The 25188-nt window shown below is 48.5% G+C and carries 22 protein-coding genes; 4 read left to right on the top strand and 18 right to left on the bottom strand.

Annotation, left to right across the window (positions count from 1 at the left end):
* Window positions 1-4: 4 nt before the first annotated feature.
* The 6 genes from HPY28_RS25125 to coxB form a co-directional block, all read right to left on the bottom strand.
* Window positions 5-466, bottom strand: a complete 462-nt coding sequence (locus HPY28_RS25125) for a PaaI family thioesterase (RefSeq protein ID WP_017251578.1) — start codon at window positions 464-466, stop codon at window positions 5-7.
* A 2-nt stretch (window positions 467-468) separates the two neighbouring features.
* Window positions 469-768: an EthD family reductase gene (locus HPY28_RS25120; protein WP_007723387.1), complete on the bottom strand. Its 300-nt coding sequence runs from the start codon at window positions 766-768 to the stop codon at window positions 469-471.
* A gap of 600 nt (window positions 769-1368) precedes the next feature.
* A complete protein-coding gene (locus HPY28_RS25115) occupies window positions 1369-1686 on the bottom strand; it encodes a cytochrome C oxidase subunit IV family protein (protein ID WP_007723383.1) in 318 nt (105 codons plus the stop codon).
* 3 nt (window positions 1687-1689) lie between these two features.
* The gene (locus HPY28_RS25110) at window positions 1690-2316 is read right to left on the bottom strand and encodes a cytochrome c oxidase subunit 3 (RefSeq protein WP_017251582.1); all 627 of its coding nucleotides are present in this window, start codon (window positions 2314-2316) and stop codon (window positions 1690-1692) included.
* Window positions 2316-4160 (bottom strand): cytochrome c oxidase subunit I, encoded by a 1845-nt coding sequence (gene ctaD / locus HPY28_RS25105; protein ID WP_017251583.1) that lies wholly within the window; start codon window positions 4158-4160, stop codon window positions 2316-2318. Before ctaD ends, HPY28_RS25110 begins: the two co-directional genes overlap by 1 nt.
* A 71-nt stretch (window positions 4161-4231) precedes the next feature.
* Window positions 4232-5260 (bottom strand): cytochrome c oxidase subunit II, encoded by a 1029-nt coding sequence (gene coxB / locus HPY28_RS25100; RefSeq protein ID WP_017251584.1) that lies wholly within the window; start codon window positions 5258-5260, stop codon window positions 4232-4234.
* A 336-nt stretch (window positions 5261-5596) separates the two neighbouring features.
* Between coxB and HPY28_RS25095 the strand changes: the two genes are divergently transcribed.
* Window positions 5597-6433: an oxidoreductase gene (locus HPY28_RS25095; RefSeq protein ID WP_174231656.1), complete on the top strand. Its 837-nt coding sequence runs from the start codon at window positions 5597-5599 to the stop codon at window positions 6431-6433.
* Window positions 6434-6492: 59 nt separating this feature from the next.
* On the opposite strand, the gene HPY28_RS25090 is transcribed toward HPY28_RS25095, so the two are convergent.
* The 6 genes from HPY28_RS25090 to HPY28_RS25065 all read right to left on the bottom strand — a co-directional run bounded on the left by HPY28_RS25090 (window position 6493) and on the right by HPY28_RS25065 (window position 11188).
* Window positions 6493-6843: a DUF2512 family protein gene (locus HPY28_RS25090; RefSeq protein ID WP_017251586.1), complete on the bottom strand. Its 351-nt coding sequence runs from the start codon at window positions 6841-6843 to the stop codon at window positions 6493-6495.
* A gap of 47 nt (window positions 6844-6890) precedes the next feature.
* Complete coding sequence (locus HPY28_RS25085) at window positions 6891-7118, bottom strand: hypothetical protein (RefSeq protein ID WP_017251587.1); 228 nt, start codon at window positions 7116-7118, stop codon at window positions 6891-6893.
* Window positions 7119-7146: 28 nt separating this feature from the next.
* The gene (locus tag HPY28_RS25080) at window positions 7147-8328 is read right to left on the bottom strand and encodes a Ger(x)C family spore germination protein (RefSeq protein ID WP_174231655.1); all 1182 of its coding nucleotides are present in this window, start codon (window positions 8326-8328) and stop codon (window positions 7147-7149) included.
* 35 nt (window positions 8329-8363) lie between these two features.
* Complete coding sequence (locus tag HPY28_RS25075; RefSeq protein WP_174231654.1) at window positions 8364-9872, bottom strand: spore germination protein; 1509 nt, start codon at window positions 9870-9872, stop codon at window positions 8364-8366.
* A 142-nt stretch (window positions 9873-10014) separates the two neighbouring features.
* The gene (locus tag HPY28_RS25070; RefSeq protein ID WP_017251590.1) at window positions 10015-10659 is read right to left on the bottom strand and encodes a SurA N-terminal domain-containing protein; all 645 of its coding nucleotides are present in this window, start codon (window positions 10657-10659) and stop codon (window positions 10015-10017) included.
* A 109-nt stretch (window positions 10660-10768) separates the two neighbouring features.
* Window positions 10769-11188, bottom strand: a complete 420-nt coding sequence (locus HPY28_RS25065) for a hypothetical protein (RefSeq protein WP_017251591.1) — start codon at window positions 11186-11188, stop codon at window positions 10769-10771.
* A 218-nt stretch (window positions 11189-11406) separates the two neighbouring features.
* Between HPY28_RS25065 and HPY28_RS25060 the strand changes: the two genes are divergently transcribed.
* Both HPY28_RS25060 and HPY28_RS25055 read left to right on the top strand, forming a co-directional pair.
* On the top strand, window positions 11407-12150 hold the full coding sequence (locus tag HPY28_RS25060; protein WP_017251592.1) for an ABC transporter ATP-binding protein: 744 nt from the start codon (window positions 11407-11409) through the stop codon (window positions 12148-12150).
* A complete protein-coding gene (locus HPY28_RS25055; protein ID WP_173622837.1) occupies window positions 12147-13286 on the top strand; it encodes an ABC transporter permease in 1140 nt (379 codons plus the stop codon). The genes HPY28_RS25060 and HPY28_RS25055 overlap by 4 nt, the downstream gene beginning before the upstream one ends.
* A gap of 112 nt (window positions 13287-13398) precedes the next feature.
* Here HPY28_RS25055 and HPY28_RS25050 read toward each other — a convergent pair whose 3' ends face one another.
* Together HPY28_RS25050 and HPY28_RS25045 are read right to left on the bottom strand one after the other, a co-directional pair.
* Window positions 13399-15123, bottom strand: coding sequence for a methyl-accepting chemotaxis protein (locus HPY28_RS25050; protein WP_017251594.1), 1725 nt, complete (start codon window positions 15121-15123; stop codon window positions 13399-13401).
* A 210-nt stretch (window positions 15124-15333) separates the two neighbouring features.
* The gene (locus HPY28_RS25045; RefSeq protein ID WP_017251596.1) at window positions 15334-16098 is read right to left on the bottom strand and encodes a class I SAM-dependent methyltransferase; all 765 of its coding nucleotides are present in this window, start codon (window positions 16096-16098) and stop codon (window positions 15334-15336) included.
* Window positions 16099-16390: 292 nt separating this feature from the next.
* Between HPY28_RS25045 and HPY28_RS25040 the strand changes: the two genes are divergently transcribed.
* The gene (locus tag HPY28_RS25040; protein ID WP_174226310.1) at window positions 16391-18520 is read left to right on the top strand and encodes a multicopper oxidase family protein; all 2130 of its coding nucleotides are present in this window, start codon (window positions 16391-16393) and stop codon (window positions 18518-18520) included.
* A gap of 57 nt (window positions 18521-18577) precedes the next feature.
* On the opposite strand, the gene HPY28_RS25035 is transcribed toward HPY28_RS25040, so the two are convergent.
* From HPY28_RS25035 to HPY28_RS25020, 4 genes are read right to left on the bottom strand one after another with little or no spacing between them, the layout of a single operon-like run.
* The gene (locus HPY28_RS25035; protein ID WP_174231653.1) at window positions 18578-21421 is read right to left on the bottom strand and encodes a VWA domain-containing protein; all 2844 of its coding nucleotides are present in this window, start codon (window positions 21419-21421) and stop codon (window positions 18578-18580) included.
* The gene (locus HPY28_RS25030) at window positions 21411-23285 is read right to left on the bottom strand and encodes a VWA domain-containing protein (RefSeq protein WP_174231652.1); all 1875 of its coding nucleotides are present in this window, start codon (window positions 23283-23285) and stop codon (window positions 21411-21413) included. Before HPY28_RS25030 ends, HPY28_RS25035 begins: the two co-directional genes overlap by 11 nt.
* A gap of 16 nt (window positions 23286-23301) precedes the next feature.
* On the bottom strand, window positions 23302-24183 hold the full coding sequence (locus tag HPY28_RS25025) for a DUF58 domain-containing protein (protein ID WP_173622833.1): 882 nt from the start codon (window positions 24181-24183) through the stop codon (window positions 23302-23304).
* Window positions 24180-25163 (bottom strand): AAA family ATPase, encoded by a 984-nt coding sequence (locus HPY28_RS25020; protein ID WP_017251600.1) that lies wholly within the window; start codon window positions 25161-25163, stop codon window positions 24180-24182. Before HPY28_RS25020 ends, HPY28_RS25025 begins: the two co-directional genes overlap by 4 nt.
* Window positions 25164-25188 lie beyond the last annotated feature (25 nt).

Here is a 25188-nt window from a genome sequence, read left to right as displayed (position 1 = left end):
TCAGTTATTCGTTTTCGTCGATTTCGACGAAGTAATCACTTTTCCGGTAAGCCAGTGCATCCAGTGTCGCTACCAAGCCATGCTCCGTTTCTACGCGAATACGGTACCAAGCTGTTCGATTGTTTTTCTTCTCTTCGGTCGCGGTTGCCACCAAGCGATTCCCTTTCATGGCAGCAGCCAAAAATCCGATGTTCATCGACAGTGCTACAGACGTTTTGCCATAGGAATTACAGGCCGCTGCAAAAACAAAGTCTGCCAGGGAGAAGATGATTGCGCCATGAGCGGTGCCATGTGCATTCAGCATATGCTCGGCAACTGTGACTTCCGCAGTCGCCGTTCCTTCTCCCAGCTCAATCAGCTTGATACCCAAAAATTGCGCAAATGGATCTTGCTTTAGCTTCTCACAAATCTCTGTGTAATGCTTCTGATGGATCGCTTGTTCGTCTATCAATCTTTTTGTGGTCATGATTAAACTACTTCTGCAAAATGCATGGACACAATTGGTCCAGCGAAACCACGGAGGTCTTTTCCTGCTGCACGACCTTCAGGCGATGACAACGCTTCCATCAACGCTTCTTTTGATTCAAAGTACATTTCTGCCATCAGATGCAGGTCGGATTCTCCCATTGGTGTTCCGTAGATTTTGCTCACTTCCATTTTGATTAAGCCAGGCATTTTCTCTGCCAATGGGCCATGTACCTCGAAATAGTGCTTGTCAAAAGCATCGATATCTTCGGGCTTGCGATAAATCGCTACCAATTTCACCATCATGATCCCTGCTTTCCTCAGATTATAGTTGTAATGTGTGACGACTAATTCATATAACGTTATTTTAACGCATGTTAATATTTTTATTATATAAAGCCTTTGTGACAGGTGCAAGTATTTTTCAAAAAGCAAGAAAACTCTGCCGAATTGTTTTCCCTCCTTCTCTTCATGTTTATGACTGGGAAAAGGCTGACAGAATATGCTTCGATGGGGTGAATTCCATCAATTCCATCTTTTGTGGTCGGGGGAAGCCCTGCCACATGTTTTCCAGTCGCCTGTATCCTCTCTTCGTTCGGGCGGTCTCCTTCCAAACATGTGACAGGACTTTCGAACAGCTGTGGCTGCATTTGATTTCTCAAAGTACTTGTTGGGGGTATTTCAGTGAGACTTCCTTGAATCAACTTTTTCCATGCTTAATAAAAGCCACGTGGGAAGAAGCGAATTTCCAGTCAAGCGCCTCCGGAGCGGACAGTTCCACCCCTTGCAGGGCGTAGGCCGAAGCGTAGACTGGAAATTCGCTTCTTCCCCTCCACCACAGCTCCTTTAAACGCAAAAAAGAGGACAGACCCAATGTCTGTCCTCTTCTATTCGCTCCACTTCCTAGATCCAAACCCAGAAAATAAAGACGAAAATTGCCAACAGGATTACGAATAACCCTGCAAAAATACTGATACGTGCAAACTCATGACCTTTTTGATCCATGTGCATCCAGACATACAGCTGGAAGAACGCTTGAACGAAGGCCAAAGCAACGATGAATGGTACGGTAAAACCTGATGGAATTGCTTCATACGCCACTGCAATGAATGCCAGTGCAGTCAATACGAGAGATCCGATGAAAGCAACTAGGTGTCTTTTCGGACCCTCGTGTTTGACTTTCGGCTTGCGTACCTCTTCATTATGAGCTTGTGCTCCCATAGATTATCCCACCTTTCCACCGATCATACCCATGAGATATACCACGGTAAAGATGAATACCCATACAACGTCGATAAAGTGCCAGTACAGACATGCCAGATAGAACTTCGGTGCAGTTACTACCGTCAGGCCCTTTTTCGTCGCAGATACTTGCAAAAGGATGATCCAGCTAATCCCGAACGCTACGTGAGCTCCGTGGAATCCAACCAAGGTGTAGAAGGCAGATGAGAATGCACTTGTTGACATTTTCAGTCCTTCATTCACATAGTGTACAAACTCGTAAATCTCCAAAGCAAGGAAGCCGAGACCGAGCAATACAGTGATGGTCAGCCAAAGCTGAATCTTCTTCAGGTCTTTCTTGTGCAGAGCCAGCGTAGCCATAACACTTGTCATCGAGCTGGTAAGCAAGAGAAGTGTTGCCACGGCAACGAGATTCATGTCAAACAACGATTGGGACGTCGGTCCACCATTTGCCTGATCACGAAGAGCGATAAATGTTGCAAACAAGGAACCGAAGAGAACTGTCTCTCCACCGAGGAAGAGCCAGAAGCCAAGAACCTTATTCTTGCCTTCAAGGGTGGCTTTTTCCGGTTCGTCAGGCAATACTGCATGTGCATGATGGTTAGCCATTAAGCCTTTACCCCTTTCTCGTCGAGTTCGTCCTCATGAATGTGATAACCTGGATCGTCTTTCACAGAACGGGTAAACATGCAGCCCAGTGTAAAGAGCAATCCAATAACTACGACCACGTAGTTGTGGTAGATAAAGCCATAACCTGCAATGAACAGACCGAGAGACATCAAGAATGGCAGGAACGATGGTGATGGCATGTGAATGTCACCGATTGGTTCTGCAGGTGTCATACCTTTGTTACCAGCCATCTTCTCAACCCACAACGCATCCAAACCACGAACGAGAGGGGTTTGAACAAAGTTGTATTCTGGTGGCGGCGAAGGAATCGCCCATTCGAGTGAACGTCCATCCCATGGATCTGCAGGAGCGCGTTTGGAGCTTTTCGCTGCAACGACTACGTTGATCAAGAATAGGATGGTACCGATCGTCATACCAAATGCACCAATCGTACTGATAAAGTTCCCCATATCCAGGTTCTGATCCTTGAGGTATGTAAAGACGCGACGCGGCATCCCCATCAGACCCAGGAAGTGTTGCGGGAAGAAGGTAAGGTGGAAACCAATGAAGAACGTCCAGAAGTTCCATTTACCGATTGTTTCGTTCAGCATTTTACCGAACATTTTCGGCCACCAGTAGTAAAGACCAGCGAAGAGACCGAATACGAGACCCCCTACGATAACGTAGTGGAAGTGAGCAACTACGAAATAACTGTCATGGTATTGGTAGTCAGCTGGCGGAACCGCAAGCATAACCCCTGTCATACCACCGATTGTAAACGTTGGGATAAATCCTACTGCAAACAGGTTTGCGGTAGGGAAGCGGATTTGACCGCCCCACATGGTCAACAGCCAGTTAAAGATTTTGATACCTGTAGGAACAGCAATCAACATGGTTGCAAGTCCAAACAGCGTGTTGGCAATTGCGCCCAAACCTGTTGTGAACATGTGGTGAGCCCACACCATGAAGCCCAAGAAACCGATCAGCGCAGTTGCAAATACCATGGAGCTGTAACCAAACAGACGCTTTCTTGAGAATGTAGAAACCACTTCAGAAATGATACCGAATGCTGGGAGAATCAAAATGTATACTTCGGGGTGACCGAAGATCCAGAACAAGTGCTCCCAGATAACAACGTTACCACCTGCGTCAGGGTTGAAAAAGTTTCCGCCGAACAAACGGTCAAACATCAACAGAACCAAACCAACCGTAATCGCAGGGAATGCGAAGAGGATCAAACCGGATGTAATAAAGGACGACCAGGTGAACATTGGCATACGCATGAATGTCATACCTGGAGCACGCATGTTGATGATGGTAACCAAGAAGTTAATACCACCAATCAGCGTTCCAAGACCGGCAATTTGCAAACCGAGTACGTAGAAGTCTACGCCGATTCCACTGTATTGATTCAAAGCCAAAGTTGTATACGATGTCCAACCAGCATCAGGTGCGCCACCCAAGAACCAGCTTGTGTTCAATAGCACTCCCCCGAAGAAGAATAGCCAGAATCCGAGTGCGTTAACAAACGGGAATGCTACGTCGCGTGCACCGATTTGAAGGGGAACAATCGCATTCATCAAAGCAAAAATGATCGGCATAACTGCCAAGAAAATCATCGTGGTGCCGTGCATCGTAATTAATTCGTTAAACGTCTTGGCACCAACCAATTGAATCTCTGGGTACATCAACTGCAAACGAATCAGCAGGGCTTCCAAACCACCGGCCAAGAAGAAAATTCCACCAGCAATCAGATACAGGATCGCAATTTTCTTATGGTCCACTGTCGTAAGATAATCCCACAGCCCCGAGCGATTTGGTGCATGAGAAGCATGTGCAGACACGGGTTTACCTCCTTTTTAAGCGTCACTGCCTATGACGATTGTCAATGCAATAAGTTTTATGAGGTTTTACTTTACTTTTTTTCGCTTACGCTCAATGTCTCCATGTACTCTACAAGCGCTTTCACTTGGTTGTCATCGAGGTTGAGGTTAGGCATTTTGTTGCCCGGTTTCATTTTTTGCGGATCTTTCAGCCACTCTGCAATGTTTTCAGGCGTATGTGCTTTGATACCTGCTACACGTTCGCGATCTGCAAAGTTAGTCAGGTTTGGCCCCATCTTTCCGCCTTTACCTGCCACAGCGTGACATCCCAAACAGCTCTTATCGAAGATTTGTTGACCTTCTGCAGCCAGTGGAGAAGTTGCCGTTACAGGTTCTTTTGCCTGAACGCCCTTCATGTTAGCTACCCAAGTGTCAAAATCTGCTTGTTCCTTTACTTCTACCTTGAAGTCCATCAAGGCATGGGACGCTCCACAGAGCTCCGCACATTTACCGTAGTAAATGCCTGTTTTGTCTGCTTGCAGCCACAATTTGTTTTCTTGCCCTGGGTTCGTATCGATTTTACCGCCCAATGCAGGAATCCAGAATGCGTGCTTAACATCAGACGCTGATAATACGAATTGAACCTTTTTGCCAACTGGCAATACCAAGTCTTGTGCAGTCGATACGCCAAGATCAGGATACTCGAATTCCCACCAGAATTGGTGAGCGGTAACCTTTACTTGAACTGCTTCCTCTTTCGGAAACTCCTTGTGCAGTGCGAAACCGGTAGTAACAGTTGGAATCGCCATGATGATAAGAAGCAAGAAAGGAATTACCGTCCAAAGAATTTCAAGTGCATGATTTCCTTCGACCTGCTTAGGAATGCCTTGCTGTCCGGGACGCTTACGATAACGGATAAGGACGTACGTAAAGATCGTCATAACGACAATGAAGACGCCGATCATGATAGCGGAGGACAGCTTCATCAGGTCAAACTGCATCGCAGCTACCGGACCAGAGGGCTTGAGCGCTGAGAGCTCATCTTTGCCACACCCGGTTAACACTAGCGCCAGCAGAGCAAACAGGGAAAACTGACGCCAATACTGTTGCCAACCCTTCATACCAATGAACCCCTCTTTCTTCGTGTTGGTAACGTTCTAGCCACGCCTACAACTAGAAGTTTTCGTACTTTTCTATCTGAATGAAGAAATCGCATTCAATACTTTCCACAACTATAATGCCCAAACAGGAAAAGTATTAGCAGCAATTCCAAAAACAAACAGGAAAGTAAGGGGCAGTATTGCACACTTCTACCCAAGCGTGGTAACCATTTAAGTATACATAAATTTTCCTTAATACAAAGGCTATTTGTTATGATTTTGTTAACAAATTTATGAACAAATTTGTGAACTTTGTAGTTAAATCCTACCATAACATCCAATTCAAAGGAGAATTCCATGCAAAAAAGACCAATTGCACTAGTCACTGGTACCTCAAGTGGCTTTGGCAAGCACGCATCAGTCGCTTTAGTCAAGGCTGGTTTTCAGGTAATTGCTGCTATGCGTGATCTAGCAAAAAGAGACCCTCTTGACAAATTGACAAGCTTGCATATAGATCCTGAGCATCTGGAAGTCCTTTCCCTTGATGTTACGCTTCCGGAACAAATTCAGGATGCGATCTCCTCCATCATTGCAAAGCATGGGCGCATTGATCTGTTGGTGAACAATGCCGGCTACGCGTTGGGCGGCTTTGCGGAGGAAGTCTCTTCTGAGGAATGGCGCAAGCAGTTTGATGTAAATGTGTTCGGACTGATCGACGTCACTCGGGCAGTCTTGCCTTATATGCGGCAGCAACAATCTGGACGAATTATTAACCTAAGCAGCATCAGTGGGCGATTTGGATTCCCCGGTCTCTCGCCGTATGCCGCATCCAAGCATGCAGTCGAAGGCTTCAGTGAATCACTTCGCCTTGAAATGCTACCCTTTCAGGTTCAAGTCGTCCTTGTTGAGCCCGGCTCCTTTCGTACAGCAATCTGGGAGAAAGGCATGCAAGACCAACAGCTTGATGAAGCCTCTCCATACGCCTCCCAAATGAAACAACTGATGCGTCACGTAGAAGCGATCATAGAAAAGGCACCTGCTCCCGACGCAGTCATCTCGACGATTGTCCATGCGGCCACCACTCCCAAGCCACGATTCCGCTACCCGGTTGGTCGAGGCGTGGCGCTCACGATGGCCGCAAAAAATTGGCTTCCGTGGTCATGGATTGAGCGAATCGTGACAAAGCGGTCGTGATGTTTTGTTTATGCATAAAAGAACACACCCCCGTAAGGAGTGTGTTTGCACGTTGAACACTATACACTTTCCGTTCGTCCTGTGCGTATCAGCCAAACATGTTGGATATATTCAGCTACACCAAAAAATATCGCAACAAAACCGGCCCCGATTGCGGCGATTTGAGCCGTCGGCAAAAACACAATGCTTCCATAAACGATCAAAAAGCCGATAATCAAATCAAACATGGTCGTCAGCCAAAGACTCCCTGATGTAAGAATCGCCCTATCCAAAAAATATCCGGCGACTGCCAAGACAAATCCGACTCCGACAGACTGATATAGATTTGCGAAATTCACTTCTGGAAAGAGAGCATCTGCCAAAACGACTAACACCGGACTAACGAGCAGCTTCATCAAAAGACCGTCCACGTCTATTTACTCTCCTTTACTGGGGGTGTACTCAGTATGCCCCTCGTTTACTTCAGCCATGTCATGACTCCGTCGTATACCGGCTTGTAAACCATTTCCATCCAATAAACAGGATTGGGGACAACCCCTTTTTCGGCTCCTGCGTACAAGCCCACACTGATGACAAGCAACCCGAGAAAGACAGCGATCTCTTTGCGCTGCCGCTTCCGAATCAATCGGGGTAGCTCGTATGCACAAACGATTATGGATACAACGATGACAGCAAATGTCGACATACAAACTCCCCCTGATCCTGTTGCACAATCACTTTTCGTCAAAGGCATTATTGATGGTTCCTAAACGTCTGATTTTCACATCAGCTATGACATGTACAGGCAGCTTGGTAAATTCCTTTTCCCAATTGCCCCCTATCTTCTTCCATACTTTCGGGTATTTTCGATGGATCGCTTCGCCGAATCCATAGATATCTATGCCATTTTTCTTGGCATTGGCAATTGCTTTTGTCGCTAATGCTACCATTGATTTTTCCGACTCTTTTTCCAGGTCTTTGATCGTATCCATGTCAGTCAGATCGAGTTTGCATTGCACTTCCCCAATATCATTTTCCAAACCGATGTGAACGATGATTTCAGGCCTGCCATTTTTCATGGTAGCCTCGATTTTAGCGTCGGCGCGCATGACTTCCATCGTCAAGAGGCCTCCCCCCTTGCAAGGCATGCTTCCAACCGTGCTTTTTACTTTACCCGTAATGTAACTATACGCTTTGCTGTCCGCTTCACTCAGCCAAGTGATCAGCTTATCCCCCCGGAACGTAGCCAATGTCGTGTATTGAAGCAGGACAGGTGTATCTATTTCTTCAACATTTTTTCGTTCGTCTCCCTCACTACCTGGCCCAGCCGTGCGGATACCTGTCAATACTGCTTGCTTTCCCTTGCTGGTAAAGTCGGTAATCAATTGATCCATCGTAACTGCTGCGGTAGGCGCCCATACTTTGGAAGAAGTCTCCAAAGAAGCAAACATTTCTGTGGAAGGAATTTGTTCAAGCGGTGTGATCACTTTCAAGATATTGCGGGCTGTTGTTCCTCTAGCTACGGCGATATAAAAATCAGTTCGAAACTCATGGTCGCGTGAGACAAAATCAGTGATTGGAGAGATCCCTTCCCTGGCCACCTCCTCGCCAAATATGAGCATCCTGGTGTGCGCCATGTATATTTTACGGGGAGATACCGTGGTCATTTTACGCACAGCCTCAAAGATGGTCGGAGCGTTCATGGTAAAGAGCGTAACGGGCGCACGTCCAGGCTTCCCTTTGTTGGCCGCGACCTCTGCCGGGTCTACAACTTGAACGGAAACTTGATAGCCTCCTTGCACTTTATCAATACCGATCCCAACAGCAATCGCCAAATCGTTCAGTTCTTTGCGATCCCAACAACCAGCTAGGATAATAACGAGCACGATACAGAGAAGAACTTTTATCCCTTTCACTGGTGCCCACTCCTTTACATGCTGTGAAAAGCCTCTTACTTCTGCGGTGGAATTGGCTTTATCCCTTTAGATTGGCGACGCAAATTGTTTTTGGTAATCGATTCAGGGCGTTTGTCCAAGGCCCAGCGAGGCAAGCGAAGGATCGTGTCTCTTTGCTCTTTCAAGGAAAACGGGGCAAACGATTCCATATACGGTACGCCAAATGAGCGCAGACTGCATAAATGCAACACTAAGGCAAGCATCCCTACAATGACCCCGTATATGCCAAAAGAAGCAGCCAGAACCATCAGGGGAAAACGAAGAATCCTCACGGTAATCGACATATTGCTCGCTGGGAAAATAAAGCTGGATATTGCGGTAATCGAGACCACAATGACCATCGCGGCCGAAACAATCCCCGCTTCCACCGCTGCTTGTCCGATAACCAGTGTTCCCACGATGGAAATGGCTTGACCTACTGCTCGCGGCATGCGGATTCCAGCCTCTCGCAATATCTCAAAAGCCACTTCCATCATGATCGCCTCAATAAAGGCTGGAAAGGGCACTCCTTCTCGCTGTGCCGCCAAGCTAATTAGCAACTGTGTCGGGAGCATCTCTTGGTGGAAGGTCGTAATGGCGATATAGAGGGAGGGAGCAAGCAACGCGATTAAAAAACAGGCAAACCGCAGCATGCGAATCAACGTACTAAAATCAAAGCGCTGATAGTAGTCTTCCGCTGAATGAAAAAACTCAACAAAGAGAGAGGGCACGGTCAAAACAAAGGGAGTCCCATCTACAAGAATCGCTACGCGTCCCTCTAATAGATTCGCAGCCACCACATCCGGGCGCTCCGAGTTTGAGATCGTAGGGAAAGGCGTGTAAGCTTCGTCCTGGATCAACTCCTCAATCATTCCGCTTTCCATGATGCCATCGATGCTGATTCGATCCAGTCTATTGCGTACTTCTTCTACAACACCCTCTTCTACAATCCCTTTCATATACACAACCGCGACTTCTGTCTTGGTTTCCTCACCAATTCTGTTGAATTCAATCCATAGCTTTTCACTGGAAATCCGTCTCCGTAGCAATGTAATATTCGTACGGAGTGTCTCTGTGAAGCTTTCCCGCGGTCCACGAATGACTGTTTGGGATGACGGCTCAGTGACTCCTCTATCCCTCCACTCCTGCAAACCAATATGAATTCCTTGCGAGCAGCCATCTATGAGAATGATGACACAGCCGGACAGCAATGCTGTAAACAATGTGGGAAAGTCGAATAAATCCCCCATATCCCCAACGGTCAGGACCGATTCTTTTAAAAAGGGAACGAACTCGTCCTCGCGTATCCCTTCCCATTCCTTCAAACGCGTCTTGTATAAAAGACTATCGATTAATACGGCTTGTACCAAATACGAATCAACCATGCCATCCGCATACAAGACAGCTGCCCGAATGGGTTCTAGGCTATTTAGGACTACCTCTCGAATCACAATATCATTGCTGTATCCGAGCGATTCTTTAATATAGTGAACGTTGTCGTCTAAGCTGCAACCAATCTGAGCCATTCGGATTGCTCCTCACATCGGCAATTATGAACACAGTTTCTCCGATTGCTCCCATTACTAAACAAAACGCTCCTATCCGTTTTCACAGAAAAAGACCTCGCACTCATTTAAGAGGACAAGGTCTTTTGGTATGTGTTCTACACTATGGAGCAGGTGTTTGTGCATCACCTGGCACTGGTGCATCGTCAAAGGATGGGTCGTGCCATTCTACTTTATGTTTTTCCTGAAGCGTATTTAACCAGGTACCGTAGTTCTGACTGCGATTTTGGTCAGTCAGCATTATCTTGATCTGATCTTTGACTTTATCAAACTCAGGTGCCGGTGACCCCAGCTGTTCTTTATTTGTATCGTAGTAGGTTTTAATTTGCTCCTCGGTAACCGGGAATGCTTTATCCAACAACCTATCCCGTGTCATGAGCACGCTCAACTTATCCCGCAGCTGGGCCTCGGTCATTCCCATACTCTTCAAGTAGTTTTGGAATGCCTCAGGTGAACCTACCTGTTGTTTCATCGAATCTATCTCTTTATCCATATCTTCTTGCGTCACCGCGACGTTTTGCGCCTTGGCTTCCTGCTTGATTAACGCTTCCGCAACAAGTTCATGTATCGTTTGTTTTCCGTACATTTTTTTCATTTCACTGTAAAGCTGATTTTGTGTAATGGAGGTATCGCCAGCCGTTACCAATACAGGGTCATTGCCTTTTGCCCATGATTGATAAAACCCTAAAACAGCTAACCCCGTTAATAATATGGCAACCGAAAGCATGGAAAGATCAAACTTCTTCACTTGGATATCCTCTCTTTCTATAATCTGCCCTCCAAGTATAGAAAGAAGTTACGGTAGAAAAATGGAAAGCGTATTACACAACTTTTCCACATTCTAAACATATTATGCGCTACATAAAAAATCGGGTAAAAAAAGAGGAGAGAACGGAGGCGATGACAGGACCTAAAACTGCCCAAACCTGTAAAAAGCGTTCTTGTTTCCTGTCTTTTTCTACTTCCATGAACTGAGCGAGTGCTTCCTTGTCCCGCGTATCGTTCTCCAGTAATTGCAGGATAATATCTTTGTCTTTTTCCGTCTTCTCTGCTTTCATTTCTAACTCGGTTTGCAACTTGTTCAAAACTTGCAGTACATCATAACGCACATCCTCCATGCGTCCCAATTGATGTTCAATTCGTTCCAACCATTTCGTGACTACTATCATTTGTCCCTCAAGCTGATCGATTCGTTCTTCGAATTTGTCTAATTTCAAATAGATGCGCTGTATATGCTGATCTATATTTCTCTGATTTTCATATGGTCCCGCTGTCATAGATTCCACCTCCCCCGTCCGTCCTTTATACTACTTGTTTATGTAGCGGAGAGAAGCATTGCTTGTACGGTTATCCCTCTTTGTTCAGTCTCGTGTAAAAAAAGGCGGCAAACAAATGTATTTCCAAATCCTGAATTCAGCTAAAATAGATGGAAGACTATCTAGCATTTCTCTCAAATAAACGGGGACATGACCGTTTATTCATAAAGGAGGATACCATGACAACCTTGCTGGAGGTAAAAGGGGTAACGGGTGGGTACTCTTACAACCACGCTGTAATCAAAGACGTCTCCTTTCACATACGCGAAAAGGAAATTGTAGCGCTAATCGGGCTGAATGGCGCAGGCAAAAGCACGACCATCAAGCATATTTTAGGACTCTTGGAACCAAACGCAGGCGAAATCAGCATTGCGGGGAAGACCTTTCAATCAGACCCTGAAAACTATCGTTTGTCTTACGGGTATATTCCCGAGTCACCCATTTATTACGAAGAGCTTACGCTGTGGGAGCATATCGAGTTAATGGCCATGAGCCATGGGCTGGACCAGGAAGTTTTTTATGAACGGGCACGTCCTCTCTTAAAAGAATTCCGCATGGAAGAAATGAAAGACCGATTTCCCCAGCAGTTTTCCAAAGGCATGAGACAAAAGCTCATGATCATGATGGCGCTGCTCGTACAACCGCCTCTGTACATCGTGGATGAACCGATCCTGGGTCTGGACCCTCTGGGGATTCGTTCTCTTCTCACGTGGTTAAACCGTTGCAAGGAGCAAGGAGCTGGCATTCTGATGTCCACACATATTTTGGCCACCGCCGAAAAGCATTGTGACCGATTCATCATTTTGCACAAAGGCGAGATTAGAGCCCAAGGAACGTTAGAGGAGCTTCGGGGTATTACAGGGCTCCCAGATAGCTCCTTGGACGACATATACTTGCATATCGTAGAGGATGACGGCCAGTGAAAATAGACGTAGATCAATTATTTCGCAAACGGTTCCATGCCTTTTCAGTCGAATTCATTCGATATGCCCAGTACATGGCCAATGGCGGCCTGATGTTCGTCGCGATCTTTTTGATGGGCTTGCTCGCCTTCTACTACCGCAGCATCATCGCGATGATCCCACCCTGGTTCCCTTTGCCGTATGCCATGGCTCTCGTAATTGCTTTTGTCGTTGTGAGAAGCCCCCTACGCACGTTTTTATTGGAAGCGGATTTGCTTTTTTTGACTCCGCACGAAGTAAGGCTGGATCGCTATTTCCGGAAGGCGCTCGTCTACAATTTTGCTACTCAGAGCATCGTGGTGTTTATCGTCCTGCTCCTGCTCATGCCTATGTATACAGAGGTCGTAGGTGCACAAGGCGTGCAGCTGTGGGTTTATTGGTGCATTCCCCTGCTCTTGAAGGGGTGGAATGTTTACAGCAGTTGGACGTTCTTACGTTTGCCAGATCAGAAGAAGATCGGATTCTATACGCTCGCTCGATTTGCCTTTTCGTATATCCTCCTCGCTTGGGTATTGAGTGAAGGACAATTCTTACGCGTGGGTATGATCCCATTTGGTGTTCTGATCTGCGCTGCGCTCTTGATCTGGCTCCATTTGCGAATGTTGACCTATAAGAAAAAACATTCCATACAATGGTATCGCCTGCTGGCTATCGAAAGCGGCTTGCGTCACCGCTTTTATCAGTTCATGAATAACTTCCGGGATGTCCCTGCCATGCAGCACCAGGTGAAGTCACGCTCGTGGCTCATTGCCCTGACGAAGCTGCTGCCTTATCGTCAATCAACAGCAGGACGTCATTTGTTTACCAAAAAATTTATTCGATCTGGTGACTTTGCGGGTATATACTTCAGGCTCATCCTGCTATCCGCCTTCCTGGTCCTGATTTTGCCAGGCCCATATGCAAAAATCATTGCCGGCCTGCTCTTTCTCTTCATGACTGCCAGCCAGATCGGCACCCTCTGGCGCCACCAGCAAAAGCGAAACGGGTATGCGATTTTTCCGATTCGAGATGGTCAGTTGAAACAGTCATTTAGCTGGCTGCGCATGATTCTGTTGGGTTTTCACGGTGTAGTTCTTGTGCTCATTGGGTTATTGTAGTTAAAGAATGCTTTTTATCAAATGCCGCTTCTTCCCTCCACTACAGCCACAAAAAAAGCAGCTCTTCATCAGTAGAAGAGCTGCTTTTTTATTTATTGATAAAGTGATTTGTTTAGAGTCGGAACGTATCCACCTTGCTGCGCAGCTCCTGAATGCTGTCTGTCACCTGCTCCGTTTCAGACACGAACTGATCAACGTTTCCACTGACCTCATGCATCGTAGCAGATACTTCTTCAGTAGCTGCTGCTGTTTGTTCCGAGATGGCAGTAACCGTCAACACGGATTCATTCACCTTGTTCTGACCTTGCTTCATCGTCTCTACGCTCGCCATGACATTCGCAAGCGACGTCTTCAAGGTATGCGTCATGTCAGACAGAGCCGTAATGCCTTGTGTAACGGAATCCAAACGCTCTGTACCCGCGTTGTAGCGATCCAGCGTCGCATTTGTCTTTTCCGTAGCTTGTCTTACCTGATCTTGAATGTCTTTGATGCTCTCCTGAATGACGTGGGTTGCCGCACCTGTCTGTTCAGCCAGCTTGCGAACTTCTCCCGCTACCACTGCGAAGCCTCTGCCCGCTTCGCCAGCACGCGCGCTCTCGATGGCTGCATTCAATGCCAACAGATTGGTCTGTCCGGCGATTTGCTGAATCGTTTCAATCACGTCGTTAATTCGGCTCGATTTTTCTTCAAGAATCGCCATTGTATTTTGCACTTCATGAAATTGTTTGTTCGTCTCTGTTCCATCTGCCAAAAACTCTTGCAATACTTTGTAGCTGCTCTCTCCGATATCGGACACGCGATTGGATACTGCATCCATCTCGTCCATCGCCGTATTCAATTCAGACAGCTCGCTCAAGAATTCTTGAACCGTTTGCACCGTCATCTCCATCGCAGTTGCTGTCTGCTCATTCCCCTGCGCAATCTCTTGGCTGGTAACCACGATATTTTTGTTTTGCTCGCGGACAGAGTTGGCACCTTCCCGAATGGAATTCGCCATGCTGTCGATATGCTCGGTTGTCTCTTTTACACCGCCAATGATTTGACGCAGCTGTGTCGTCATCTCACCAAAAGCAACGACAATTCGGCCAATCTCGTCTTTTTTGTTGGAAACAGAAATCTCTGTAGACGTGAGATCACCAGAAGCAATACGCATAGACGCCTCTTGTACAACTTGCAGTGGACGCAGCATCTTCTTGATCAAAAAGAATACAGCAACCAAAGCAATAATCGTTACGACAATCATAGAGAGAATGATGCGTGGCATGGTCTCATCCAAAACCTGATCATTAATCAGTTCCACTTTGTCTGCCGCAGTATCTACACCTAGCACCGCAATTACTTGACCAGATGGATCTTCAATCGGTGCGAATGCACTCAGGTAGTCCCCGAACACAGGGTCTTTGACGATTGGCGTACTGTTCGATCCGCCTTCCAGGGCAGGAGCAATGTCAGCTATGCCAGTAGAGGTTGTCTCTTGACCGATTGCAGATGCTCCCTTTGCTCCTTTCGCCGTTCCATCCACCATAATCCTTACCTTTTCACCGTCTGCATGAAGAATATAAACATAAAGGGCACCTGTTTTTTCGGTGTAATCAAGCAACAAATTTCGGATAGACCAGTAATCGTCAGATTCTTGTGGCTGAGATATAAATTTCGCTATCTTCTCTGAGTCAAGCCCTTGGGAGATATGCAAGGCTGTGTTGATGCTTGAGCGCGAGAGTGTCTTTTCAACAGTAGTTACGCTATTTTCGTAAATCATAATAATATTGATTGCCATCATGACGGCAATGATCACCGCTACAAGAGCAACGACCCGTGTTGCCAAGCTCTTACTCATCCTGTTTCACTTCTCCTTCGCCGGTTACGATATGTGTATTGCGGACTACCCACCTGGGAGCAGATGCATTGTTGCGGGAGGTTTTGCCTTTTCGTAAAAGGATCAGCATTGTTGTTCTCACACGGTGATACTCGATAAAAAAAACACCCAAAAAGGGTGCTTTTCCTAAACACTCCCTACCAGTCTTATCGACAATCGGTAGTGATTTAATTAGGACTTTTGTTGGGCAATCAGGAAAAATCGATGGGTAGGAATATCGATATACCCAACCGCTTCGATTTTTTGGTGCAGATCGAGCAAGGCATCCGCGTACTTTTCTACAGTAAAGTCGCGAATCTGCCATTCGATCGCCTTCAAGTAGTAAACAATGGCACCGATATCGTAAAAACGTGAAAGGCTCATTTCCTCTCTTTGCTCCACAATCGTAAGACCGACTTCCTCCAGCTCGTTCACTGCATAGGCAAGATTCCAGTGCAAGTAATCAGGCGGAATTGGAGCGCCCAGCAATCGATTCAGGTCGAGATTGTCTTGACCGCCTACTTGCTGAGTGACAAATGTGCCCCCTGGCTTCAACAGGCGCTTCATTTCAGACGGCAAATAAGCTTCATGTCGATTGATAATCAAGTCGAGTGACTGATCCTCAAAAGGCAATATTTCTTCCCCGTCTACCGGAAACACACGAACACCCAAGGGCTCCAGATTGGCTTTTGCCACCGCTACATTCGGCTCATAGCCTTCTGTCGCATACGTCTCCACAGGGAACGGCGCAAGCGTAGAAAACAGTTCTCCACCGCCTGTTCCCATTTCCAGCATAGAGCGAATCCCAAGCATGTTCTTTTTCACGATATTTACGTAGTTCCAGCCAAGTGGTGCATCCTGCATCCTGCCTGTCGCAGTCAATCTGGCAAAATCCCACCCAGCGAATGGTGCCTCCACTTCCTCTTGAAAGCTTTTGATCCAATCCTTATTTTCCATTTCTGCTTCTCCTCTCATTTATACCAGTCTGTTCATTTCCAAACCAGACGAGGCAGGAGGAGCTCGAGCGCGTTGTTACGTTTGTACAAAATCAAAGGACATGAGAAAAAGCCCCCTTCCCAATATTCTGATAATCCGAGAAAGATTACTAAAATTGTAATGTATATCCTGTATGTAGATCAAGCGCACTTCTCCGACTTAAGGCGGAGTGAAAATACTGCCTCGGTACGTTTGGTCTTCAGCCGTTTCTCTATATCATTAGTATCGAACTAGTAAACAGGAGGAACTGATCATGGCTGATTTTGAAGTGCTTGCCGGGATTCATCAAGGATTGTTTCTGGTCCTTCTCATCGTCATGCTGGTCCCAACAATCATGGCAAACCAGCTCGTTTTCCGTCCGACGAAACGGGCTTTCATAAGCAGTGCTCGCATCACTTTATGTTTTTCATGGTCGGCCCTTTTTGTATTTGCGGGGCATTTGGTGATGACATGGGTTTTGTTTGAATCCTTTGGTTGGCTTTACATAAAGGATACGTTGCTTGGCTTTTTACCTTTTATTTTTGTTCCATTGCTCTTTTGCCTTCTCTCTACTTTTCCACGATTGTGGGAGTTGACCGGGAAAGGCGGCAGAGAGTCAAGGCAGTCACAAGTAGATACGGATTATACCCGCATTTTGTTACAAGAGAAAAATGCTAGGTCTGCAAAAGCAAACTCGCCAGATCTAAACGACGCATTAGATGCAGAGTGGCGAGGAGATGCATCTTGCCCCGAATTGCTCGTTCCGCTACAAGCTAGCGTCTTGAGTTGTCTGATCGCACTCTTTCTTCAAGTCTTTTTTCCGGCTGTTACACTGGAACCGTCCATTTTGTTTCTCGCTTGGGGCGTATTATTAGCCGGAGTCTCCCTGCTCTGGATTCAGCAATCGTGGCAGCATCAATACCATTCCACTGCGGAAATTTGGGTAAAACCACGTCGCCTACATCGCTTTATCCGTTTTGCCACGTTTCTTCTGATGACTGCTTTACTTGCGACGATCTGGGGAAATCAAGCGATGATAGCGAGTCGCCTTCCCGATCATTCACCTTCGGGAGGTCAGAATCAGGACGATCACGCTTTCCCCGATTTCGTTTTCCCTGTAAAGGCGAGTGCCCATTCGATGCCTTCCACAGGGAAACTTGGAAGTGTCGATGGGCCAACAGAACCAAAACAAGAAACCCCGGATCGAACGTTTTCGCTGAACGCACAGAAAACACCCATCCTTCAAGCATCAGGAAAAACCGTAGAAGCATGGACCCTGAATGGACAATATCCCGGGCCTGAGCTGCGTATGAAGCAAGGGGAGCTCGTCGAAATCATCCTTTTGAACAAGGATATTTCCGAAGGGATAGACATCCACTGGCATGGCATGCAGACTCCCGCTAGCTATGATCGCATTGCAAAAGGAGAAAAATCTGTTTATCGTTTTCGTGCAGAACAAACAGGAACGTATTGGTATCATTCTCATCAGCAAATTCCTGAGCAAGTAGTGAACGGACTGTTCGGCGCCCTTGTGATCGAGCCAGCCGAGGCTACCACTACAGGCGCACCCATCCGCGACATCGCCATGATTCATCACAAGGACGAAAAGGCAGGCGCGATGTTAAACGGCTCACATACACGAAAAATCGAAACAGTTACTCCTGGCACAACGGTTCGCCTTCGCTTTATTAACGCAGAAAATGCTCCTGTCACCTATTTGCTGCAAGGAACTCCTTTTCAGGTAGTAGCGATTGACGGAACCGAGGTAAACGAACCGAATTTGATTGCCAATCAAGCCTTGCAGCCGGGGGCAGGCGGGCGATACGACATTCAGTTTACGATGCCTAATCGTCCCGTGCTATTTGCTCCAGCTGCAAGCCAGCATGACAAAGGGCTACTCTTACGTCCAGACGGGTCCGAAGATGCTGTGCCCTTCTTAGATGCAGAGCTTTCTGTCTTTGACCCTGCACGTTACGGCAGTCCGATTGCGCTTCCTTTTGATCTCTCTTCCCATTTTGATCGGGAATATCAACTGCTCATTGATGGTCAGTACGGATTTTTTGACGGTCAATTCGAGCGTTTGTCGACGGTAAATGGCGACTTGCTTCCTGAGACGCGAATGATGATGGAAGAAGGGGATCTCATAAAGCTGACTTTCGTCAACCGCAGCTTCCAGGATCAATCGATGTATCTGCATGGTCATCACATGCTCATCTTGAGTCGAGACGGCAAAAAGGTGACAGGAAGTCCATGGTGGACGGACACTCTCCAGGTAGCGCCAGGTGAAACCTATGAAGTTGCTTTCCGCGCGAATAATCCTGATGCATCAATGGAAGAGAGCCTGCCTACAGGTGACACTGCTTTTGGTATAGCAATCCCGCTCGTGTATGAAGAGCATCTCTAAAAAGAAAACAGCAGTCCGTAGCGATTTTCGCCAGGCTGCTGCTTTCTTTTTTGTCTGTTACTGAGACTTTTTCCGGTTCTTGGCCGCCAATAGTCTGTTTAGCGTTTCGTCAGGCTGTGTTTGCTTCTCCTGCTTCTCTTTTGCCTGCTCGTTCTTGATTGCTGCTGGCTTCACCCGATTTCCAGCCGTCCCTACCGGATGAATAAGAGGAGCAGATACGACTTTCTGGTCATCTATCCGCTCTTCACGTGTCCGTCTTGTCGCAGAGCGCTTCTCGCCGAGGCGAGACAATACTGCCTGTTGTTCAGAATCGGCAGACGTGGACTTGCGCAATCTCCATAGACTAGATAGCCTTGCCCACCATTGATCCGGCAACTGCAGACGGCGAACGGCGATATCGATTGGCAGCAGCAAAGCCGCCAACATCAGCAACCACTCACTGATTGACTGTGTGTCCCATTTATCAGGAAGCGTGCCGCCAAAAGCTTCTTCCGGTTTGGTGATCTGATTCCCGCCACCGGCACTTAGCCACTCTTGAAGTTCTTTCTCTCCATCGGCATGTATTCCGTATTCGGGTGAATAGGAAACGGTCAATCCAGTCGTTTGGCTCGCCATGACTCGGCCTTGATTTTTTTGGGAGATCTGAATCATGTAAGTGCCCGGATCAGCTGTCTCGAATTCACCCTCCATGACGCCTGGCGCAACCGGCTTAAGCTTGATGACTTCTCGCTTCATCTCTTGATTGAGAACCACTGCCTCCATCTCTTGAGGCATGCTTCCACCAGCTGGCATCGTAACCCTCACATTGCCTTTTGCGCCGTTCACGCTCGTGGTCGTCTTCCAAGTGCCTTCTGTAATTTGTGGGAAAGTCCATGCCACGATTTCGTTCCACAGACGGCTGTTTCCTCCCCAAGCCACCCAGTCCGGTGACCACTTCCCTTCCAGATCACTCGTCCAGGCGACAGAACGCCCCAGGCCGTACTGCCAGCGGGTGAGAATCGGATCATCGTCAGCACTCATCAAGGATGATTCAGCTGTTTGCTTCGGTGTTGTTGCTATATACGCTCGCACTGGAGGCAATGTCTGCTTCAGCGTAGGCCATGCTCCCATCCCTGTATAGCCTGGTACTTGGGGCTTCTCTACAATAAACGTGCGACTGGCTAACGCTGTTTCCTTACTGAAGATTTTCGGGATAGATTCGGCATCGTTGGCAAAGTAATATCTGCCCTTTCCTAACTCGGCAATCATCTCCAGCAGCGACCTATCCGAATCATCACCCAGCGCCACAGTTGAAACGGTAATATTTTCAGCCGTCATTTGTTGTAGCAGGCCCTCGTAATCATCGCCGATTGCAGACTGCCCATCTGTGAGCAAAATAACATGCTTGCGCTGGGTGTTCATCGCCTTTACACGTTCGTAGCCCAGCTGTAAGGCAGGGAAAATATCGGTCCCGCCATCCGCTTGGATTTTGCTGATCTGCTGTTGGATTTCATCCAGCTTCGTGACAGATTGTGGCGCTACGACATCCCATGGCGCATCGTCAAATGCGATCACCCCGATATAGTCCTGTGCATTCATCATGGTTGTCGCTCGAATTGCGGCTTCTCTAGCCAGCGCCATCTTATCCGCACCTCTGGCATCGGCACTCATACTGCCCGATTTGTCGATGACCAGTTGGAGCCCGAGCGTAGGGAGCTGTTCCTTCCCTTTCAAATCCATGTGAACGGGCAATGCCTCTTCGATTGGTGTCTGGAACCAGCCACCCATGCCGAAGCTATCTTTCCCCCCTGTCATGATCAAACCAATGCCCAAATCACGTACAGCGGTCCGCATCCGTTCCATATCCGCATCAGTCATGCTGGTAGCAGGCACATCTGCCAGTACGATGGAGGCAAATTGTTTGTAGCCCTCAAGCTCCTTTGGCAGCAGTGCAAGATCGCGCAGCTCCACCTTGATATTGCCCGCTTCCAGCGCTTGAATGAGGTTGCTGGCGGCACCTGGATGCCCTTCGGCTACGAGCACGACTGGTGCCCCGGCTACCTGTGTGTAGGCAGTAGCCTGATTGTTCGCCGCTACGGTATCTTGTCGCGGCTCGATTTCCACGCGATAGCGATGGAAGCCCTGCTGCATCGCTTTTTGCGAAAAAACGAAGCGGTTGTTGCCCTTGCCGATCTGTACCGTTTGCTGGCCCGCCTCTCGATTGCCTTCATACAAGCGTAGGGTTGCCTCGGTTGCTATTGTACTCTCCACATCAACGGTGATGCCGTATTCCTCTCCCGCATACAGTCTTTGCGGTACCTGTACAGATGAAAGAACGACCTCATCCCCGTGTGGCTGCTGTAAGGAAACAGCCTCTACAGCGATTCCTCGCTCCCTCGCCAGTCTTGTCTGCCGTGCCGCATCTCCGTTTGTTTCCTGACCATCTGTCAGCAAGACGACTTTTCCTCTGGCATTGGTAGGGATCATGGCAGACGCCAATCGGATTCCTTCTGCCAAATTGGTTGCATTCCGGTTGACATCCACGCCCAAGGGCTGTACCTCTTGGCGTATCGTCAACGGTTGATCAACCGCTGCCTCTGCACCTACTGCAATGACAGCATACTTATCTGCTACTTGCTTTTGCCCGATCGCCTCGCGCAGAAAGGAGAGAACCCGCGGATCGTCCTTCATAGAAGCGGATCGATCTACAACAAACACAATCGTTTTCGCCTGAACAGGTGTCAATAGCTGTGTCCCTGCCAACGCCAACACCAGAAGGAGGAACAAGAGCGAGCGAATAGTTGCAATTGTCGCCTTTCTGGCCATTGGCATTTGCTTTTGATGTCGCCACCAGCTGATGATGACGTACGCAACGGGAAGCAATAACAACAGGAATAGCGGCTGTATAAAGTTAATACCCACGCTGATACACCCTCCATTCCACCAATAACACCAAGAGAGCAAACGCCGCCAACCAATAGGTCAACTCCTTCGTTCCCAGTGCTCCTGTTGTGTCAGTCGCTGTTGCTTCCTCACTCTCCTTTTGTTCTTCGGCATTCTTCCGGGCAACGCTCACAGACTTTGGTGTAATATTCGATTCTTCCTCATTCATTTGGACAGTAAAATACGTACTTTTGGTCCCGGTATCTACCCCTTCGTCAAGACGATATAGTCCGGTCAGCTCCGGTAGTTGCATCGTTTTCGACGTGGCGTCCTCCGTAAGAGACTGCTGGTGTCCATTCGGATACGTCAAGGTACGTGTTGTCGCTCCAGGTGAGAGTGGGATGGTCAAGACCTCTCCCGGATGTGCCGTGGGGATTGGGGCTGTTTGACCAGGTGACAGCCAATTGACGATATTTTGCATGAAAATCGGAAAAGCAGGACGCAGTGGAAAATCCGATGCATGCAAATCAAATCCGATGATGACCATTCGACGCCCGTCTATGATCCCGGCTCTGACCAGATCGACATCGCCTGCGCGTACCAATGGCTTCATACCAGGCATCTCGTCCAATACGTATCCTTTGGCGACGTGCACATCCCGCCAATCTACGTGCTTGAGCAGAGGGTCATCCGGGGAAACTGGCCTTGGCTGTTGATCCAGTTCTTTTTCCCCAGCAAGCGGTAACCACTCTGTTTTCTTGTTCGGAGCAATCAACAAAATGTTTCCTTTTGGCAACTGTTCTGGCACGACTCCGTCAAAAACCCACAAGTCACGCGCAGCCGCCGCTGTAACCGGTGCCTGCTGAATCGTTTCCACCTCAAGACTTCCGACTGTCTGCAATACTTGATGGAGGAAGCGGTTCCCCTCTGGCGAATACAACGCTGCCTTTCCCCTCCCGGCAGCGAATGGCACGCTCCACATGACATTATCCTGGGAAAGTCCGTCCTGCTCCGGTTCGATGACTGCACGATAGACGCTAGACACCGCTAGCTTCTGAAACGAAAATGTCTGGGAGCTACCTGCCCCAATCGCAAAAGAATCGGTATCCAGCAACTTGTCTTGCTCATCAAAAATAGTGACTTTTCCTTTCGCAGGCATACTGCCGTGATTGTCCACCCGCAGCAGTCCCTCTACCCCTTTTTCCGTCGGCTGGGTCACAAAAACACCGATTGCGGTATTCTCGCGGGTGCTTCCCATCTGCATAAACTGAAAGCTCCCGGAAAAAGCAGGAACTGGGCCTCCATCCAGCTTGCGTTCCCCGCTTCCGTCCCCCATCCAAACCACTCCACTACCTGGTTCATTCTCTGCAATAGCTCCCGCTAATGACAACGCAGCGATTTGATCGGATGTCCCGGAAAAAGGCGCAAGCTTTTCGATGGCTTGCAAGAGCGGCTCTTTGTCTGCACTTTTGGAAACCAAAACATTCGGCTCACGCCCTGCCTCGATGAGGGTCATTGTCTGGCTACTTCCCAGCTTCTCTACGAGTGCTTTTGCCTGTAAAACGGCTCGTTCTAGCCGCGTCTCGTTCCCTTCCTTCGCCATCATGCTCCCTGATGTATCCACGACCAAAATCGTATGGTCGGATGTGATTCCCTCAGTGGGAACGGCCGGTCGTATCAAAGCCAGCACGAGCATGCAGGCAACGAGCAGTTGCAGCAGCAACAACAGGTTACGCCGCAGCCTTTCCCACGGTTTCACCGCTTCCCAGTTTTGCATCGTGCGCTGCCACAGGAGTGTACTTGGTATGACACGATCCTCTACTTTTCGCTTGAGCAGGTAGAGGACGATGATGGCCGGGATAATCAGCGCAAACCACAAGTTGCCCAAACCCATCCACTGCATGTAGTCTCTCTCCTCTCTAGCGAATCAAGCCGGCCTGACGAAAGACATGGAAGACAATCGATTCCAGCGATTGTTCCGCCTCTACAGACACGAAGGCGATCCCTCTTCCATAAGCAAACGCGGACAGTTCTTGTTGATAATCTTGCAAGCTCTTGTGGTACTCTTCCATCAAAAGGCTGGTCAGGGATACTTCTTTTGCTTGCCCGGTCTCTGAATCTATCAACCGCAGCTCTCCCGCATACTCGGGCGCAAGCTCTTCTTTGGAAAGCACCTGAACCAGCGTGACCTCTTGTTTGGCCGCCTGCAAATACGCGATGCCTTCCGTATAGCCTGACTCGAACAAAAAGTCCGACAGCACGATAGATGTGCCAGCTTTGCCGCTGACAGCCCCAGGCTGACGCATTGCCGTTTGAATATCACCTGCTTCCCCTTCTTGCAGGGAAGATAGGAAGCTGAGCAAGCGATGTGCCTGACTCTTTCCTTGCAGCCCGGTAAGTGCTGCCGTAATGCGGCTGTCAAATGCATAGACCGACACATGATCGAGATGGCACAGGGACAAATAGCCAAGAGCCGCGGCAATCTCGACAGCTCGGGCCATTTTGTTCGGTTGCCCGTAGCTCATCGAGCGACTGCAATCGATATACAAGTTCACATGAAGCTCTGTTTCATCCAAGTACTTTTTCAAAAACAGCTTGCCTGAACGGGCATACGCATTCCAATCGAGCTGCCGCAAATCATCGCCGGGAACATACGCCCGAAAGTCCGCGAACTCCATGGAGCTGCCCAGCTGTCTCGCCCTTCGCTTGCCTGCCTGGCTACCGCTGACCGCTTTGCGGCTAGCCATCTGCATTCGCTCCAGTCTGGCGAGCCATGACGGATCAAGCAGGTGTTGATTCATACTTTCTGCGTCCCCAGTTCGTCCAAAATATCCATAATGACGCGGTCTGGTCGGATGCCGTTTGCCTCTCCTTCAAAATTGAGGAAAATGCGGTGGCGCAACGCTGGCAGAGCAACTGCTGTCACGTCCTCGTATGCCAGATTGTATCGGCCAGCCAATAACGCACGTACCTTTGCCAAGGAGACAATCGCCTGCACGCCACGTGGACCTGCACCGTTGCGCACATATTTGTTCACGGAAGCAATCGCCTGTTCCCCCGGATGCGTCGCTAAAAGCAGCTTCACGGCGTAATCTAGTACCGCATCGGCAACCAGCACTTCACGCGCTGCCTGCTGAATCTCAGCAATTTGCTCGGCTGAAGCCACTTTTTCCACGGTGATCACCTGACTCGTGGTCGTTTGCCGCACGATCATTTTCAGTTCTTCTTCCGTCGGATACGGCACGTCGATCTTCAATAAAAAGCGGTCCATTTGCGCTTCTGGCAACGGGTATGTCCCTTCCTGTTCCAGCGGGTTCTGTGTCGCGAGAACGAAGAATGGCGCCGGCAGCTGACGAGTCACACCGCCGGCAGAAACGGTTCGCTCCTGCATGGCCTCCAACAGAGCGCTTTGCGTCTTCGGCGTCGCCCGGTTGATTTCGTCAGCCAGCACGACATGAGCGAAGATCGGACCATGTTGGAATTGGAAAGACTGCTGACCCTTCTCGTCGACCAACAGGATGTTCGTTCCAGTAATGTCTGTCGGCATCAGGTCCGGTGTGAACTGAATACGCTGAAACGACAGCTCGAAGGCTTGAGACAGTGTCCGAACAAGCAGCGTTTTGCCCAATCCGGGTACGCCTTCCAAAAGCGCATGTCCACCTGCAAACACGGCCCACAGAAGTTGCTCGACCACATCTTTTTGTCCTACCAATACCTTTCCAATCTCCTGCCTGACAAGCTCTACTCGCTGCAAGCAATCCTCTAGCGTTTGCTGCGCCATCGCCGTGTCTCCTTTCTGTTGTTGA

The organism is Brevibacillus sp. HB1.2 (assembly GCF_013332495.1).
GTDB classification, from domain to species: Bacteria; Bacillota; Bacilli; order Brevibacillales; family Brevibacillaceae; genus Brevibacillus; species Brevibacillus porteri.
This window is presented reverse-complemented; position numbering and strand designations above follow the sequence as displayed.

Coding starts and splice junctions, on each gene's coding strand:
- HPY28_RS25125 (WP_017251578.1), bottom strand. CDS start 466: ATGACCACAAAAAGATTGATAGACGAACAAGCGATCCATCAGAAGCAT.
- HPY28_RS25120 (WP_007723387.1), bottom strand. CDS start 768: ATGGTGAAATTGGTAGCGATTTATCGCAAGCCCGAAGATATCGATGCT.
- HPY28_RS25115 (WP_007723383.1), bottom strand. CDS start 1,686: ATGGGAGCACAAGCTCATAATGAAGAGGTACGCAAGCCGAAAGTCAAA.
- HPY28_RS25110 (WP_017251582.1), bottom strand. CDS start 2,316: ATGGCTAACCATCATGCACATGCAGTATTGCCTGACGAACCGGAAAAA.
- coxB (WP_017251584.1), bottom strand. CDS start 5,260: ATGAAGGGTTGGCAACAGTATTGGCGTCAGTTTTCCCTGTTTGCTCTG.
- HPY28_RS25095 (WP_174231656.1), top strand. CDS start 5,597: ATGCAAAAAAGACCAATTGCACTAGTCACTGGTACCTCAAGTGGCTTT.
- HPY28_RS25085 (WP_017251587.1), bottom strand. CDS start 7,118: ATGTCGACATTTGCTGTCATCGTTGTATCCATAATCGTTTGTGCATAC.
- HPY28_RS25075 (WP_174231654.1), bottom strand. CDS start 9,872: ATGGCTCAGATTGGTTGCAGCTTAGACGACAACGTTCACTATATTAAA.
- HPY28_RS25065 (WP_017251591.1), bottom strand. CDS start 11,188: ATGACAGCGGGACCATATGAAAATCAGAGAAATATAGATCAGCATATA.
- HPY28_RS25060 (WP_017251592.1), top strand. CDS start 11,407: ATGACAACCTTGCTGGAGGTAAAAGGGGTAACGGGTGGGTACTCTTAC.
- HPY28_RS25050 (WP_017251594.1), bottom strand. CDS start 15,123: ATGAGTAAGAGCTTGGCAACACGGGTCGTTGCTCTTGTAGCGGTGATC.
- HPY28_RS25045 (WP_017251596.1), bottom strand. CDS start 16,098: ATGGAAAATAAGGATTGGATCAAAAGCTTTCAAGAGGAAGTGGAGGCA.
- HPY28_RS25040 (WP_174226310.1), top strand. CDS start 16,391: ATGGCTGATTTTGAAGTGCTTGCCGGGATTCATCAAGGATTGTTTCTG.
- HPY28_RS25030 (WP_174231652.1), bottom strand. CDS start 23,285: ATGCAGTGGATGGGTTTGGGCAACTTGTGGTTTGCGCTGATTATCCCG.
- HPY28_RS25025 (WP_173622833.1), bottom strand. CDS start 24,183: ATGAATCAACACCTGCTTGATCCGTCATGGCTCGCCAGACTGGAGCGA.
- HPY28_RS25020 (WP_017251600.1), bottom strand. CDS start 25,163: ATGGCGCAGCAAACGCTAGAGGATTGCTTGCAGCGAGTAGAGCTTGTC.